This is a genomic window from Pseudomonas sp. AC169, from assembly GCF_979258515.1.
Map to the genome: position 1 here is coordinate 1,213,181 of NZ_OZ409866.1, position 16,003 is coordinate 1,229,183.

A 16,003-nucleotide genomic window follows, 5' to 3' on the forward strand; every position below is an offset into this window, starting at 1 on the left:
TCCCCATGGCTTTTACCGATCCGTTCATCCGCCGCCCGGTGCTCGCCACTGTGGTCAGCCTGTTGATTGTGTTGCTCGGCTTCCAGGCCTGGAGCAAGTTGCCGCTGCGCCAATACCCGCAAATGGAAAACGCCCTGATCACGGTGACCACCGCTTATCCCGGGGCCAACGCCGAAACCATTCAGGGCTACATCACCCAGCCGATGCAGCAGAGCCTGGCCAGCGCCGAGGGCATCGACTACATGACTTCGGTCAGCCGGCAGAACTTCTCGGTGATTTCGATTTACGCGCGCATCGGCTCCAACACCGACCGTTTGTTCACCGAGCTGCTGGCCAAGGCCAACGAGGTGAAAAACAAACTGCCACAGGACGCCGAAGACCCGGTGTTGAGCAAGGAGTCCGCCGACGCTTCGGCGCTGATGTACATCAGCTTTTTCAGCAAGGATTTGAGCAACCCGCAGATCACCGATTACCTGTCCCGGGTGATCCAGCCAAAACTGGCAACCTTGCCGGGCATGGCCGAAGCGGAGATTCTCGGCAATCAGGTGTTCGCCATGCGCCTGTGGCTCGACCCGGTGAAACTCGCCGGTTTCGGCCTCAGCGCCAGCGACGTGACCAACGCCGTGCGCCAGTACAACTTCCTCTCCGCCGCCGGCGAAGTGAAAGGCGAGTACGTGGTCACCAGCATCAACGCCAACACCGAACTGAAATCCGCCGAGGCGTTCGCGGCGATTCCGCTCAAGGTCAGTGGCGACAGCCGGGTGCTGCTCAGTGATGTCGCGCGGGTGGAAATGGGCGCGGAAAACTACGACTCGATCAGCTCGTTCGGCGGCACGCCGTCGGTGTACATCGGCATCAAGGCCACACCGGGCGCCAACCCGCTGGACGTGATCAAGGAAGTGCGCAAGCTGATGCCCGAGCTGGAAGCGCAACTGCCGCCGAACCTGAAGAGCGAGATCGCCTACGACGCCACCCTGTTTATTCAGGCCTCTATCGATGAAGTGGTGAAAACCCTGTTCGAAGCAGTGCTGATCGTCATCGTCGTGGTGTTCCTGTTCCTTGGCGCGCTGCGTTCGGTGGTGATCCCGGTGGTGACCATTCCGCTGTCGATGATCGGCGTGATGTTCTTCATGCAGATGATGGGCTACTCGATGAACCTGCTGACGCTGCTGGCGATGGTGCTGGCCATCGGTCTGGTGGTCGACGATGCGATCGTCGTGGTGGAGAATATCCACAGGCACATCGAGGAAGGCAAGACGCCGTTTGATGCGGCGCTGGAAGGCGCCCGGGAAATCGCCATGCCGGTGGTGTCGATGACCATCACCCTGGCGGCGGTGTATGCGCCGATCGGTTTTCTCACCGGGCTGACCGGGGCGTTGTTCAAGGAATTTGCGCTGACTCTGGCCGGCGCGGTGGTGATTTCCGGGGTCGTTGCCCTGACCTTGTCGCCGATGATGTGCGCGTTTTTGCTGCGTCACGAGGAAAACCCCAGCGGCCTGGCACATCGTCTCGACCGTATTTTCGATGGTCTCAAGCGCCGCTATCAGAGCATGCTGCACGGCACGCTGAACACGCGGCCGGTGGTGCTGGTGTTCGCGGTGATCGTGTTGTGCCTGATCCCGGTGTTCCTCAAGTTCACCAAATCCGAGCTGGCTCCGGACGAAGATCAGGGCATCATTTTCATGATGGCCACTGCGCCGCAGCCAACCAACCTTGATTACCTGAGCACCTATACCGACGAATTCATCAAGATCTTCAAGGAATTCCCGGAGTACTACTCTTCGTTCCAGATCAACGGCTACAACGGCGTGCAGGCCGGCATCGGCGGGTTCCTGCTCAAGCCGTGGAACGAGCGCAGCCGCACGCAGATGCAAATCCTCCCGGAAGTGCAGGGCAAGCTCGAAGGCATTCCAGGCCTGCAGATTTTCGGTTTCAACCTGCCCTCCCTGCCCGGCACCGGTGAAGGCTTGCCGTTCGAGTTTGTGGTCAACACGGCCAATGACTATGAACTGCTGCTGCAAGTGGCTGACCGGATCAAGAAACGGGCGATGGAGTCGGGCAAGTTCGCCTTTGTCGATCTCGATCTGGCGTTCGACAAACCCGAGGTAGTGGTCGACATCGACCGCGCGAAAGCGGCGCAAATGGGCGTGTCAATGCAGGACCTCGGTGGCACGCTGGCGACGTTGCTGGGCGAGGCGGAAATCAACCGTTTCACCATTGAAGGGCGCAGCTACAAGGTCATTGCCCAGGTCGAGCGCCCCTATCGCGATAACCCGGACTGGCTGAACAATTACTACGTGAAGAACACTCAGGGCGAGTTATTGCCGTTGTCGACGTTGATCAAGGTCAGCGACCGTGCACGACCGCGCCAACTCAATCAGTTCCAGCAACTCAACGCGGCGAAGATCTCCGGTTTCCCGCTGGTGAGCATGGGTGAAGCCATCGATACCGTGTTGCAGATTGCCCGCGAAGAAGCGCCCGCCGGGTTCGCTTTCGACTACGGCGGCGCCTCACGCCAGTTCGTCCAGGAAGGCAGCGCGTTGTGGGTGACGTTTGCCTTGGCGCTGGCGATTATTTTTCTGGTGCTGGCGGCGCAGTTCGAGAGCTTCCGCGATCCACTGGTGATTCTGGTGACGGTGCCCTTGTCGATCTGCGGCGCGCTGATTCCGTTGTTCCTCGGCTGGTCGAGCATGAACATCTACACCCAGGTCGGGCTGGTGACGCTGATTGGACTGATCAGTAAACACGGCATCCTCATCGTCGAGTTCGCCAACCAGTTGCGCAAGGACAAAGGACTGACCCCGCGTGAAGCCGTTGAGGAAGCGGCGGCGATTCGTTTACGACCGGTGTTGATGACCACGGCGGCGATGGTGTTTGGCATGGTGCCGTTGATTCTGGCCACCGGAGCCGGGGCGGTCAGCCGTTTTGATATCGGCATGGTGATTGCCACGGGGATGTCGATTGGCACGTTGTTTACGCTGTTTGTGCTGCCGTGCGTTTACACCCTGCTGGCTAAACCCGATCCCAAACCAACCGCATAACCCTGTGGGAGCGAGCTTGCTCCCACATTTGGCCTGCGTTTATTTATAAAGTCCGCGCATAAAAAAAGGCCTCGCATCTGCGAGGCCTTTTATGTGGGCTTCAATCGGTTCAACTTTGCGGCCTCATCCCTTGAGAAAGTCCGAACATGAACAACAACAGATCATGATCGGGTTGGGTCGCCACGGAGGCTTTCGCCACCCGTGGGACTGCGCAGTGGGCGTCGTCTACGGACGCGCCAACCACCTGCATGCGAGGCTGCTCCCAGGCAGCCACCGCCAATGAAGCAACTGCCAAGGCTCCTACCAAAAACAAACCTCGTGCAATTTCTAGTTTCATCGCTATAAACCTTTGATAGCGCTGCCAAACGCCGTCTCATAAAAGTAGACGAGTTTTTTCCAGTCGGCGTCGCGGAACGACGAATGGCGGCGCAATTGCTTCATGTCGTGGGAAGCGGCGCGATAGGCGGTCAGACGCTGGCGGCACTTCTCCAGATCGATCAAAGCGACCTCGACCTTGGCCGACTCGCCTTCGCCGGTCACCCGCACAAACACGTGCTTGATGTAGATGCAGCTGTGCTGCCAACGGCCCTTGTGCATGCGCGCCAGGTTTTCGGCGAGATCCTTGAGCACCCGCTCATAAACCGCATCACCGCACTGATCGCGACCGCCGGCAGCCGCCAGCCAGTGTTCCAGTTCCTGGAAACCGTCCAGGGACTTGGTGACCAGCAGTGCACGCCATTTGTGCTGCGGATCAGGCTGGGCACCGCAGAAAACGATTTCCGGCACGCGCACACCGAGCTTGCTCACGCCGGTCAGCGCGTCGAGTTCACGCAAGACGGTCGGACGGCCGAACGGATGCAACCAGCTGCGATAGATATGACCGGTCTGACGCTTGGCGTACAGCAGTTGTCCGTCGCGCCCGACGATACGTTGCACACCGCTTTCGCCACCGCGACGCACGTTGGGTTCTTCTACCCATTCACCGCGCTGATCCCAGTAGTAGTCGAAGCGGTCTTGCGGAGCGACTTCCGTTCCTGCTGCAAATTGCACTGCCATCCTGTTACCTCTTGCGTAATACGTAAACTCGCCACATGGCGTAGAGCGGAATAAAGTCCAGTTGTTCCTGAATTCGAAAACCTGCCTCCTCGAATTCCTTTTCCACCGTAGCGGCCGGTAACACAAAGCGATTCTGATACTCGCGTTTGTCACGGTTGCGCTCGGCTCGCTGGCGTTTCCAGGCTTTGAAATTGCCGTCGACCCACAACGAAACGATCACACTGTCCCGGGTGACGCGCTCGAATTCGCGCAGAATCGCCCGGCGATGCTCGGCTTCACCGATGTGGTGGAGCAGACGCATGCAAAAAATGCTGTCGACGGCGTTATCAGGCAAGGCAATGTCGAACGCAGATGTGTGCAAGGGTTGTACCCGTTTCACCACATCGGCCGGTTGCGCCTGCATGGCCGTCTTGATCATCGACTCGGAATTGTCCGCGCCAATGATCACCCGGTTGGCTTTTTCACCCAGCAATGGCCAGAACCGCCCTGCACCGCAAGGCAGATCCAGCACCAGCCCCGGCTCACCAACCAGCGCCAGAGCCTTGCGGGCCAGCTGTTCGTCCCGCCAATGGGAGAGCCGACGTCCAAGGCTTTCTTTGTGCTTGCGCAGGTATTTCTGCGCGTGTTGATCGTCGTACTTCTCGGAAAAATCGAGTTTGATCGGGCCGGCCATCACCAGGACTCCTGAATTGCTGATGGCACCACCTTAGGGAGCGGCGTGTCAGCGTCAGGTCATCCATTTGTGAAAAAAATGTCAGGTAAACAGACAAATTATTACAGCGTTATACAGGATTCAGACAGGTTACAGGGAGTAGCCTTGCGCCACCCCCTACGTCAGATTTTGCCCAGATCCACCTCGAAGCGGCAGCCATTGGGTTGCATCGTGCTCAAACTGACAGTCCAGCCCTGGTTCTCGCAGATCCGTTGCACCAGTGATAAGCCCAAACCCAGACCTTCGCCGCGCTTTTCGCTGCCACGCACAAATGGCTCGAACATGGCTTCGCGCTTTTCTTCCGGAATACCGACGCCGGAGTCTTCTACCGCGAAGCCTTTGGCAGTGAGTGTCAGACGAATGAAACCGCTTTCGGTGTAATGCAGCGCGTTGCGCAACAGATTGCCCATCACGGCATTCAACAGGGTTGCGTTGTAGCGAATGTCCGATGGACTGCCCGGTTCGAAGATCAGTGTCAGGCCCTTGCTCTCGATCGGCCCGCGCCATAGACACAACAGGCTTTCGGCGACTTGCGAGAGGTTTTGCTGAAGTGCCATGCCGGCATCTTCATGCTGGGCGCGCGCCAGCATCAGGAAGGTTTGCACCAACTCGCGCATTTCTTCACTGGCGCGGGCAATGCGCTCGACCTGTGAACGACCGCGCTGGTCGATCCCCGGATTTTCCAGCAGCAGTTCGCAGGAACTGGCCAGCACCATCAGCGGTGTGCGCAATTCATGGCTGACGTCGCTGGTGAACAAACGCTCGCGCGTCAGCGCCTGACGCAAGCGTCCCAATGTGGCATCGAAGGCCACTGCCAGCTCACCGACTTCGTCGGCCGCATAATCCGGCGCCAGCGGTGGTGCCAGCCCCAGTAACTGGTCGCGGTGCCGCACCTGCCGCGCCAGCCGCACCACCGGTGCCATCACCTTGCGCGCGAGCACCCAGCCGAGGAACACCGCCAGTGCCAGGCTGAGCACGAAACCCACCAGCACCACAGCAAAAAGCACGCGCTCACGCTCTTCGAAATCGCTTTGGTCTTGCAGCAATACATACCGCCGACCGTCGACGATCTCGACCATCGCGTGATACGACAACTGCTCACGGAAGACTTCGTGGAAACCGGAATCGAGGTGGCGCAGATCTTTGGGCAGTTCGAAATCGCCCGGTCCGCCACTGAAATAGAACAACTGATCCGGCTCCGGACGGTGGCTCCAGTCCGAAACGTTGTCCATCAGCAGCAAACGCTGCAAATCACCGCCCAGCCCTGCCGAAATCAGCTTTTCTTCGACAAGGTGCACAGTCGCGACGATACCCATGGCAAAGGCACCGGCGACCAGGGCGCTCATCAAGGCAAAGGCGATGATGATCCGCTGGGAAAGGCTTTGCTTAAACTCCATTACACATCGGCCAGCCGGTAACCCACGCCGTGCACGGTGTGCAGCAATGGTTTGGTGAACGGTTTATCGATTACCTGACGCAGTTGGTGAACATGACTGCGCAAGCTGTCGCTGTCCGGGCAGTCATCGCCCCACAACGCTTCTTCGAGAATTTCCCGACGCAGCACGTGCGGACTCTTCTGCATCAACACCGCCAGCAACTTGAGGCCGACCGGGTTGAGCTTGAGCAGTTTGCCGTCGCGGGTTACTTCCAGCGTGTCGAGGTCGTAGCTCAGATCGGCGACCTGCAGCGCACGGCGGCCACCACCTTGCGCACGGCGCATCACTGCTTCAACCCGCGCAGCCAGCTCGGACAAGGCAAATGGCTTGATCAGATAGTCGTCAGCCCCGGACTTGAAGCCTTGCAGACGATCATCGAGCTGATCGCGAGCGGTGAGCATGATCACCGGCGTGTCGCGACGGGCATCTTCGCGCAGGCGTTTGCACAGGGTGTAGCCATCGATGCCCGGCAACATGATGTCGAGCACGATCAGGTCGTAATGCTCGGTGGCGGCCAGATGCAGACCCGACAGACCGTCCTGCGCACAGTCGACGGTATAGCCTTTGAGGCCCAGATAATCAGCCAGATTGGCCAGGATGTCGCGGTTGTCTTCGACCAGCAGAATTCGCATGGGCACCTCCTCCGTACGGGGTAACGGCCGTCTTGGCCCGCGCAGCTTACGGCCAAGTGTGGCTCAGGGCTAGGCGTCTGTCGGGTTGTTTAGCGATAAAAACGCTCAATGCGCACGCCAACGTTTTTTTCACTTTCGGTTAACAAATCGGCGACGCCAGCACGCGCAGACTCCGCGCGGTTGCGCTCCTCAGAACATACTTACCGACCAAGGAATTGCCCATGGCGTCGACTTCTGCCCGTCCCGTTTCCAGGCCACTGAATTTCTGGCTGTGTCTGGGAATACCCGCCGTCGCGGCGATCATTCTGGTACTGCTCGAACTGACCGATCTGGACATGGATCTGGCCCGCCTGTTCTACGACCCCGTTGCCGGCGATTTTATCGGGCGGCACAGCTATTTCCTCGAAGACATCCTGCACGACCGGGCCAAACAGGTGGTCATTGCCTTCTCGGTGTTTGCCATCCTCGGTTTCATCGGCGCGTTTTTCGTCGACAGGCTAAAACCGTTCAAGCGCGAACTGGGCTGCCTCGTGCTGTCGCTGGGCCTTGCCACTTCGTTCGTCACCCCGGTCAAAGCCGTGACTGCTGTGCAGTGTCCCTGGAGCCTGGAGCAATTCGGCGGGCATGAGACCTACAGCAAACTGATGGAGCATCGCCCGCAGACCGACAAGCCAGGCCGTTGCTGGCCGGGCGGTCATGCGGCGACGGGGTTCACTCTGTTTGCGCTGTTCTTTGTCTTGCGTGATCGGCGGCCGCGTCTGGCCAGACAGGCGTTTATCTTTGCCTTTGCGCTGGGTTCGGTGTTTTCGATCAGCCGGATGATGCAGGGCGCGCACTTCTTTTCGCACAACGTGTGGACGGCGATTTTCTGCTGGCTGATTTGTCTGGGGTCGTATTACTGGGTGCTGTATCGCCCGGCGGTGAAAACCGAGGCTGTGGTCAAGGCACACCCCGTCAGCGCCTGAAAGATAGATCCAATTGTGGGAGCGAGCCTGCTCGCGAATGCGCTGTGTCATTCAACATTGATGTGGGCTGATCCGACGCCTTCGCGAGCAGGCTCGCTCCCACAGGAGGTTGGGGTGAAGCTGACATTTGGGCAATAAAAAACCCCGCTGACTTTCGCCAGCGGGGTTTTGCGTTACAGGGACAAGGCTGGCTTACATCATGCCGCCCATGCCACCCATGCCGCCCATGTCTGGCATACCGCCGCCAGCAGCGCCGTCTTTCTTCGGCGCGTCAGCTACTGCCGCTTCGGTGGTCAGGATCAGACCGCCGATCGAGGCTGCAGCTTGCAGAGCAGAACGGGTTACCTTGGTTGGGTCCAGGATGCCCATTTCGATCATGTCGCCGTATTCGCCGGAAGCAGCGTTGTAACCGAAGTTACCTTTGCCGTTCTTGACTTCGTTGACCACAACGCTTGGCTCGTCGCCGGAGTTGGAAGCGATCTGACGCATCGGCGCTTCAACAGCACGACGCAGCACAGCGATACCGACGTCCTGATCGGCGTTGTCGCCTTTCAGGTCAAGGATGGCTTCCAGAGCACGGATCAGCGCTACGCCGCCGCCAGGTACCACGCCTTCTTCAACGGCTGCGCGGGTTGCGTGCAGGGCGTCTTCAACGCGGGCTTTCTTCTCTTTCATTTCAACTTCGGAACCAGCGCCAACCTTGATCACTGCAACGCCGCCGGACAGCTTGGCCAGACGCTCTTGCAGTTTTTCACGGTCGTAGTCGGAGGAAGTCTCGGCAACCTGAGCACGGATCTGAGTGATGCGCGCCTGGATGTCGGATTCTGCACCGGCACCGTCAACGATGATGGTGTTTTCCTTGGAGATGGTCACACGCTTGGCGCTGCCCAGGTTTTCCAGGGTAGCGGCTTCCAGGCTCAGGCCAATCTCTTCGGAGATAACGGTACCGCCGGTCAAAACAGCGATGTCCTGCAGCATGGCCTTGCGACGGTCGCCGAAGCCTGGTGCCTTGACGGCTGCGACTTTGACGATGCCACGCATGTTGTTCACAACCAGCGTCGCCAGGGCTTCGCCTTCAACGTCTTCGGAAACGATCAGCAGTGGACGGCCGGCTTTGGCAACGGCTTCCAGCACTGGCAGCATTTCGCGGATGTTCGAGATCTTTTTGTCGACCAGCAGGATCAGCGGGCTGTCCAGCTCGGCAACCATGGTTTCTGGCTTGTTGACGAAGTACGGGGACAGGTAGCCACGGTCGAACTGCATGCCTTCTACAACCGACAGTTCGTTTTCCAGGCCAGTGCCTTCTTCAACGGTGATCACGCCTTCTTTACCGACTTTTTCCATGGCTTCGGCAATGATGTCGCCGATGGAGTTGTCGGAGTTGGCGGAGATGGTGCCGACCTGAGCGATGGCTTTGGTGTCAGCGCATGGCTTGGACAGGTTCTTCAGCTCTTTGACGATAGCGATGGTCGCTTTGTCGATACCGCGCTTCAGGTCCATCGGGTTCATGCCGGCAGCGACGGCTTTCAGGCCTTCGTTGACAATCGACTGAGCCAGAACGGTAGCGGTGGTAGTACCGTCACCAGCGTCATCGTTGGCACGGGAGGCAACGTCTTTGACCAGCTGCGCGCCCATGTTTTCGAAACGGTCTTCGAGTTCGATTTCTTTGGCGACGGACACGCCGTCCTTGGTGATGGTCGGAGCGCCGAAGCTCTTCTCGATGATCACGTTACGGCCTTTCGGGCCCAGGGTCGCTTTTACTGCGTCAGCCAGGACGTTGACGCCCTTGAGCATTTTTTTACGGGCGGAATCGCCAAACAGAACTTCTTTAGCAGCCATGATCGATATTCCTTAAATACTTTGTAGTAGCGGGAAAATGAACGGGGGTATCAGCCTTCGATAACAGCGAGGATTTCGTTCTCGCTCATTACCAGCAGGTCTTCGCCGTCGACTTTCACAGTGTTGCTGCCGGAGTAAGGACCGAATACAACCTTGTCGCCCACTTTCACGGACAATGCATGAACTTCACCGCGCTCGCGTTTGCCTGGGCCTACAGCGAGGATTTCACCGTGGTTGGCTTTTTCAGCAGCCGAACCTGGCAGGACGATACCGCCAGCGGTTTTCTTTTCTTCTTCGCTGCGACGGATTACGACGCGGTCATGCAGAGGACGAAGCTTCATTGTCGATCTCTCCTAATTGTGGTTTTCATCGGCCGGTGTAGTCCCGGCGGGTTTAACAAATCCGGCCTTCGCCGGTTGCGCCTCGTCGAGCGAGACGCGGAAGTCTGTCCGGTTCAAATACCGGAAACCTTGCGGTGACCGATACATAAGGGCGCATAAGCTTATTACAAGGGCGAGGCTAAAATTTTTTCACCGATGTGTTGCACAAAAGCAGCCCATAAACGAACACGGCACCCGAAGGTGCCGTGTCGATGCAGATGTTACTTGGTGTCGCGGTGTTCGAACTCGCCTTCGATCACATCACCCTCGCGGCCCAGAGGCTGACGCGGTGCAGGACCGCCACGGGGTTGCAGGTCGTCGGCGAAGGCACGCTGGCGCATGGCCTGTTCTTCGGCACGCTGGCGCATTTTGTTCGCCAGCAGACGACGGCTGAACGGCAGCAACATCACCAGACCGACCACGTCGCTGATGAAGCCCGGCAGGATCAACAGACCCCCGGCCAGTGCCAGCATCAAGCCTTCCAGCATGGTTTGCGCGGGCAGTTCGCCGCGGTTCAGGCTTTCACGGGCACGCAGTGCCGTGGCCAGACCGGCGACGCGCAGCACGAAAATGCCGAACATCGAGCCGACAATGATCAGCAGCAGGGCCGGGAAAAACCCGATAGCCCCTGCCACTTTGACGAATACGAACAGCTCCAGCACTGGAAACAGCAGAAAGAGCAACAGAAAAGGGCGCATCAAAGTTTCCTCAACGCAAGAAATGCCTTGCAGTAAGCCTTAGATGACGTCGCCCTTTCGTGAATTCAAGCGTCGGCCACTGCATTTTTTGGCCAGACCTCGGCATGAGCCAATGAAACCAGGGCTTCGCGCACTTGTGTCGGCGTATTACAAGGCGCTGGGAACGGCAACCAGTACAGCGCCTGACCGATGCGCAGGTGCATGCCTTCGGTGTCGATTCCGGCCAATTGCGCCGGCACGCTTTTCGGCAGACCGGCGAGGTCGACGTAGTGCGCAATGGCTTTGGCGTGGTCGCTGTTCATGTGCTCGACCATGCTGATTTCAGCCTTGCCGGCAAACGGGTTGGCCAGGGTCAGTTGATCGACCCAGTGAATCGCGCCGAAACCGCCGATGTAGCGATGACGCACCGGATTCAGCACCCAGAAATCGAAATCGTGGGCCTTGTGGTAGTTCTGCGAATCCGGGAAATAGCGGTAGTAACGCTCGGCGGCGGCTTCGATGGCTGCTGCGTCTTCGAGCTTTTGCGCTTCGGCCAGATAGGTCAGGCGACCCACCGCTTGCACATCATCGGCTTCGCGCTCCCCCACCAGCAGCGAGCATTTCGGGTCTTTTTGCAGGTTGTGGGTGTGCTGGGCGATGCGGCTGATCAGGATCAGCGGCCGACCCTGCTCGTCCAGGCAGTACGGCACCACGGAGCCAAAGGGAAAACCGGGCATCGATTTGGAGTGGGTGGACAGCACTCCACGGTATTCCTTGAGAAGCAATTCTCGGGCATTCTTCGCCACTTCAACGCTCAATTTATGACTCCTTAAATAGAATCCGTCGAAAAAACGGACAGGCGCCCGGGATCAAGTCCTCGTGACGTCGGCGGGCAATTCTCATGTGCAAACCAGCCACGGCCGGTGCAGATCGGGAGTCGCTGAAAACAAAAACTACTCAGACCTGTTATCGGGGCATGCGAATGCAACTCAACGACAAAGTAATCATTATCACTGGCGGTTGCCAGGGTTTGGGCCGTTCGATGGCCGAGTATTTCGCCGGCAAAGGCGCGAAGCTGGCGTTGGTCGACCTCAATCAGGAAAAACTCGACGACGCGGTCGCGGCTTGCAAGGCCAAGGGCGTCGAGGCGCGCAGCTATCTGTGCAACGTGGCCAATGAAGAGCAGGTCGAACACATGGTCGCTCAGGTTGCCGCCGACTTCGGCGCGATCCACGGTCTGATCAACAACGCTGGGATCCTCCGTGACGGCCTGCTGCTCAAGGTCAAGGACGGCGAGATGACCAAGATGAGCCTGGCACAGTGGCAGGCCGTCATCGACGTCAACCTGACCGGCGTGTTTTTGTGCACCCGTGAAGTGGCAGCAAAAATGGTCGAACTGAAGAACAGCGGCGCGATCATCAACATCTCGTCGATCTCCCGTGCCGGTAACGTTGGCCAGACCAACTATTCCGCCGCCAAGGCTGGCGTTGCTGCAGCGACGGTGACTTGGGCCAAAGAGCTGGCGCGTTATGGCATTCGCGTGGCGGGGATTGCCCCGGGTTTCATTGAAACCGAGATGACCCTGGGCATGAAGCCGGAAGCGCTGGAGAAAATGACTTCGGGGATCCCGCTCAAGCGCATGGGCAAGCCGGAAGAGATCGCCCATTCGGCGGCGTATATCTTCGAGAACGACTACTACACCGGGCGGATTCTGGAGATGGACGGCGGGTTGCGTATCTAACTGCCAACACAGAAACCAATGTGGGAGCGAGCCTGCTCGCGAATGCGGTGAATCAGACAACCCATGAGTTGAATGACACACCGCTTTCGCGAGCAGGCTCGCTCCCACATTTTCATCCAGCGTTTATTTAATCGTCGCTGATGGTGATGTTCGGCATCGCCGGGGTAGCCGCTTCCTGCAACACGATCCGCGCGCCGACGTGGCGGGCCAGTTCCTGGTAGACCATGGCAATCTGGCTGTCCGGCTCGGCGATCACCGTTGGCTTGCCGCCATCGGCCTGCTCACGGATCAGCATCGACAACGGCAGCGAAGCCAACAGCTCCACGCCGTACTGGCTCGCCAGTTTCTCACCACCGCCCTCACCGAACAGATGCTCGGCATGCCCGCAGTTCGAGCAGATGTGTACGGCCATGTTTTCCACCACGCCCAGCACCGGAATGTTGACCTTGCGGAACATTTCCACGCCTTTGCGCGCGTCGAGCAAGGCCAGATCCTGTGGTGTGGTGACAATCACCGCACCGGCCACCGGGACTTTCTGCGCCAGGGTCAGCTGGATATCGCCGGTGCCTGGCGGCATGTCGATCACCAGATAATCCAGGTCGCCCCACGCGGTTTGCGTGACCAGTTGCAGCAGTGCGCCGGAGACCATCGGCCCGCGCCAGACCATCGGCGTGTTGTCGTCGGTCAGGAAGGCCATGGACATGACTTCCACGCCATGGGCCTTGAGCGGCACGAACCACTTCTGATCCTTGACCTCCGGGCGGGTGCGCTCGGGAATACCGAACATGATGCCTTGGCTCGGGCCGTAGATATCAGCATCGAGAATCCCGACCTTGGCGCCTTCGCGGGCCAGTGCCAACGCGAGGTTGGCGGCGGTGGTCGACTTGCCCACACCGCCCTTGCCCGAGGCCACGGCAACCACATTCTTGACGTTGGCCAGCCCCGGAATCTGCGCCTGGGCTTTGTGTGCGGCGATAACTGTATTGATCTCGACTTTCGCTGCCGCGACACCGTCGAGGTTTTCGATGGCCAGTTGCAGCATTTGCGCCCAGCCGCTCTTGAACAGACCGGCGGCGTAACCGATTTCCAACTGCACGTTGACGCGATCACCGACGATCTCGATGTTTTTCACGCAACCGGCGCTGACCGGGTCCTGGTTCAGGTAAGGGTCGGTGTATTGGCTGAGGACGGCTTCCACCGCTGCGCGAGTGACGGCGCTCATGGGCAACTCCGATAACAAGACTGGGAATAGATGGCGGGTATCCTACCCCTTCTATCCTCCGGACGGCATGCCCGGCAACGATTTGCAGGGGTGAAATATCTTGCCCGGCGCTTTATAGTGGCCGACCTCCGTTTCATCAAGTAGCGAAGCCCCACATGTCCGAACCACGCAAGATCCTCGTCACCAGCGCCCTGCCCTACGCCAACGGTTCGATTCACCTTGGCCATATGCTGGAATACATCCAGACCGATATGTGGGTGCGCTTCCAGAAGCATCGCGGCAACCAGTGCATTTATGTCTGCGCCGACGACGCTCACGGTTCGGCGATCATGCTGCGCGCGGAAAAGGAAGGCATCACCCCGGAACAATTGATCGCCAACGTGCAGGCTGAACACAGCGCCGACTTTGCCGAGTTCCTGGTTGATTTCGACAACTTCCACTCCACTCACGCCGAAGAAAACCGTGAGCTGTCGAGCCAGATCTATATCAAGCTGCGTGACGCCGGGCACATCGCCCAACGCTCGATCACCCAGTATTTCGACCCGGAAAAGAAAATGTTCCTGGCCGACCGCTTCATCAAGGGCACTTGCCCGAAGTGCGGCACCGAAGATCAGTACGGCGACAACTGCGAAAAGTGCGGTGCGACTTACGCCCCGACGGACCTGAAGGATCCGAAATCTGCGATCTCTGGCGCCACCCCGGTGCTCAAGGATTCCCAGCACTTCTTCTTCAAGTTGCCAGACTTCCAGCAAATGCTGCAGACCTGGACCCGCAGCGGCACCCTGCAGGATGCCGTCGCCAACAAGATCGCCGAATGGCTGGACGCCGGCCTGCAGCAGTGGGACATCTCCCGCGATGCGCCGTACTTCGGTTTCGAGATCCCGGGCGAGCCGGGCAAGTATTTCTACGTGTGGCTGGACGCGCCGATCGGCTACATGGCCAGCTTCAAGAACCTCTGCAACCGCACGCCGGAGCTGGACTTCGACGCGTTCTGGGGCAAAGACTCCACCGCCGAGCTGTACCATTTCATCGGCAAGGACATCGTCAACTTCCACGCGCTGTTCTGGCCAGCGATGCTTGAAGGCGCCGGCTACCGCAAGCCGACCGGCATCAACGTGCACGGCTACCTGACCGTCAACGGTCAGAAAATGTCGAAATCCCGTGGCACCTTCATCAAGGCCCGCACGTATCTGGATCACCTGTCGCCGGAATACCTGCGCTACTACTACGCGGCCAAACTCGGTCGTGGCGTCGATGACCTTGACCTGAACCTCGAAGACTTCGTGCAGAAGGTCAACTCTGACCTGGTCGGCAAAGTGGTCAACATCGCCAGCCGTTGCGCCGGTTTCATCCAGAAAGGTAACGGCGGCCTGCTGGTCGACACCAATGCTGCGCCAGAGCTGACCGAGGCTTTCCTCGCTGCCGCGCCAAGCATTGCCGATGCTTATGAAGCCCGCGACTTCGCCCGCGCCATGCGTGAAACCATGGCCCTGGCCGACCGCGCCAACGCCTGGATCGCCGACAAGGCCCCATGGTCGTTGAACAAGCAGGAAGGCAAGCAGGATGAAGTCCAGGCGATCTGCGCCACCGCCATCAACCTGTTCCGCCAACTGGTGATCTTCCTCAAACCGGTACTGCCGCTACTGGCCGCCGATGCCGAGGCGTTCCTCAACGTTGCCCCGCTGACCTGGAACGACCACACCACGCTGCTGGCCAACCACCAGCTCAACGAATTCAAACCGTTGATGACTCGCATCGACCCGGTAAAAGTGCAAGCCATGAGCGACGCCTCGAAAGAAGACCTGACCGCCAGCCAGACCGACACCGGCGCTGCCGCGCCTGCGGGCAACGGCGAACTGGCCAAGGATCCGCTGTCACCGGAAATCGACTTCGACGCGTTTGCTGCCATCGACCTGCGCGTCGCACTGATCGTCAAAGCCGAACACGTGGAAGGTGCCGACAAACTGCTGCGCCTGACGCTGGATATCGGTGACGAGCAACGCAACGTGTTCTCCGGGATCAAGAGCGCTTATCCGGATCCGTCCAAGCTCGACGGCCGTCTGACCATGATGATCGCCAACCTCAAGCCACGGAAAATGAAGTTCGGCATTTCCGAAGGCATGGTGATGGCGGCCGGTCCTGGCGGTGAAGAGATCTATCTGCTGAGCCCGGACAGCGGCGCCAAGCCGGGTCAGCGCATCAAGTAACACTCGGCAGTGAATTGATCCCACAGGCGTGCCCGGCATGCCTGTGGGATTTTTCATATCTGGGCGGATAATGCCTAACCTTAAAGGACATCCGC

Annotated in this window: 14 protein-coding genes; 4 read left to right on the forward strand and 10 right to left on the reverse strand. The window is 59.0% G+C overall.

Features of this window, described 5'->3' with window-relative positions; all coding sequences use genetic code 11:
- Positions 1-5 precede the first annotated feature (5 nt).
- Positions 6-3,041, forward strand: coding sequence for a multidrug efflux RND transporter permease subunit (locus tag ACZZ0G_RS05430; RefSeq protein ID WP_463555549.1), 3,036 nt, complete (start codon positions 6-8; stop codon positions 3,039-3,041).
- Positions 3,042-3,150: 109 nt separating this feature from the next.
- Here the strand turns inward: ACZZ0G_RS05430 and ACZZ0G_RS05435 are convergent, their stop codons facing one another.
- The 5 genes from ACZZ0G_RS05435 to colR form a co-directional block, all read right to left on the reverse strand.
- Positions 3,151-3,378 (reverse strand): hypothetical protein, encoded by a 228-nt coding sequence (locus ACZZ0G_RS05435; protein ID WP_038369054.1) that lies wholly within the window; start codon positions 3,376-3,378, stop codon positions 3,151-3,153.
- Positions 3,379-3,380: 2 nt separating this feature from the next.
- On the reverse strand, positions 3,381-4,097 hold the full coding sequence (locus tag ACZZ0G_RS05440) for a lipopolysaccharide kinase InaA family protein (RefSeq protein ID WP_463395062.1): 717 nt from the start codon (positions 4,095-4,097) through the stop codon (positions 3,381-3,383).
- A gap of 4 nt (positions 4,098-4,101) precedes the next feature.
- Positions 4,102-4,770, reverse strand: coding sequence for a class I SAM-dependent methyltransferase (locus tag ACZZ0G_RS05445; protein WP_095123299.1), 669 nt, complete (start codon positions 4,768-4,770; stop codon positions 4,102-4,104).
- Between the two features lie 161 nt (positions 4,771-4,931).
- Positions 4,932-6,206 carry a sensor histidine kinase gene (locus ACZZ0G_RS05450; protein ID WP_463555550.1) on the reverse strand — a complete coding sequence of 425 codons (1,275 nt, stop codon included), beginning with the start codon at positions 6,204-6,206 and terminating at the stop codon, positions 4,932-4,934.
- Positions 6,206-6,877, reverse strand: coding sequence for a two-component system response regulator ColR (colR, locus tag ACZZ0G_RS05455; RefSeq protein WP_095123294.1), 672 nt, complete (start codon positions 6,875-6,877; stop codon positions 6,206-6,208). The genes ACZZ0G_RS05450 and colR overlap by 1 nt, the downstream gene beginning before the upstream one ends.
- Positions 6,878-7,098: 221 nt before the next feature.
- Between colR and ACZZ0G_RS05460 the strand changes: the two genes are divergently transcribed.
- The gene (locus ACZZ0G_RS05460; protein WP_463555551.1) at positions 7,099-7,842 is read left to right on the forward strand and encodes a phosphatase PAP2 family protein; all 744 of its coding nucleotides are present in this window, start codon (positions 7,099-7,101) and stop codon (positions 7,840-7,842) included.
- Between the two features lie 192 nt (positions 7,843-8,034).
- Here the strand turns inward: ACZZ0G_RS05460 and groL are convergent, their stop codons facing one another.
- The 4 genes from groL to ACZZ0G_RS05480 all read right to left on the reverse strand — a co-directional run bounded on the left by groL (position 8,035) and on the right by ACZZ0G_RS05480 (position 11,556).
- A complete protein-coding gene (gene groL, locus ACZZ0G_RS05465) occupies positions 8,035-9,681 on the reverse strand; it encodes a chaperonin GroEL (RefSeq protein ID WP_463555552.1) in 1,647 nt (548 codons plus the stop codon).
- A gap of 50 nt (positions 9,682-9,731) precedes the next feature.
- Entirely contained in the window at positions 9,732-10,022 is a 291-nt protein-coding gene (locus tag ACZZ0G_RS05470; RefSeq protein WP_039758325.1) for a co-chaperone GroES, read from the reverse strand.
- A 260-nt stretch (positions 10,023-10,282) separates the two neighbouring features.
- The gene (locus tag ACZZ0G_RS05475) at positions 10,283-10,759 is read right to left on the reverse strand and encodes an FxsA family protein (protein WP_463555553.1); all 477 of its coding nucleotides are present in this window, start codon (positions 10,757-10,759) and stop codon (positions 10,283-10,285) included.
- Positions 10,760-10,824: 65 nt separating this feature from the next.
- On the reverse strand, positions 10,825-11,556 hold the full coding sequence (locus ACZZ0G_RS05480; RefSeq protein WP_463555554.1) for a HugZ family pyridoxamine 5'-phosphate oxidase: 732 nt from the start codon (positions 11,554-11,556) through the stop codon (positions 10,825-10,827).
- A gap of 164 nt (positions 11,557-11,720) precedes the next feature.
- Between ACZZ0G_RS05480 and ACZZ0G_RS05485 the strand changes: the two genes are divergently transcribed.
- Positions 11,721-12,479: an SDR family oxidoreductase gene (locus tag ACZZ0G_RS05485; protein WP_053123391.1), complete on the forward strand. Its 759-nt coding sequence runs from the start codon at positions 11,721-11,723 to the stop codon at positions 12,477-12,479.
- A gap of 127 nt (positions 12,480-12,606) precedes the next feature.
- Here the strand turns inward: ACZZ0G_RS05485 and apbC are convergent, their stop codons facing one another.
- Entirely contained in the window at positions 12,607-13,701 is a 1,095-nt protein-coding gene (gene apbC / locus ACZZ0G_RS05490; RefSeq protein WP_463555555.1) for an iron-sulfur cluster carrier protein ApbC, read from the reverse strand.
- Positions 13,702-13,856: 155 nt separating this feature from the next.
- Here apbC and metG point away from each other — a divergent pair, with 155 nt between their 5' ends.
- Positions 13,857-15,908, forward strand: a complete 2,052-nt coding sequence (gene metG / locus ACZZ0G_RS05495) for a methionine--tRNA ligase (protein WP_463555556.1) — start codon at positions 13,857-13,859, stop codon at positions 15,906-15,908.
- Positions 15,909-16,003 lie beyond the last annotated feature (95 nt).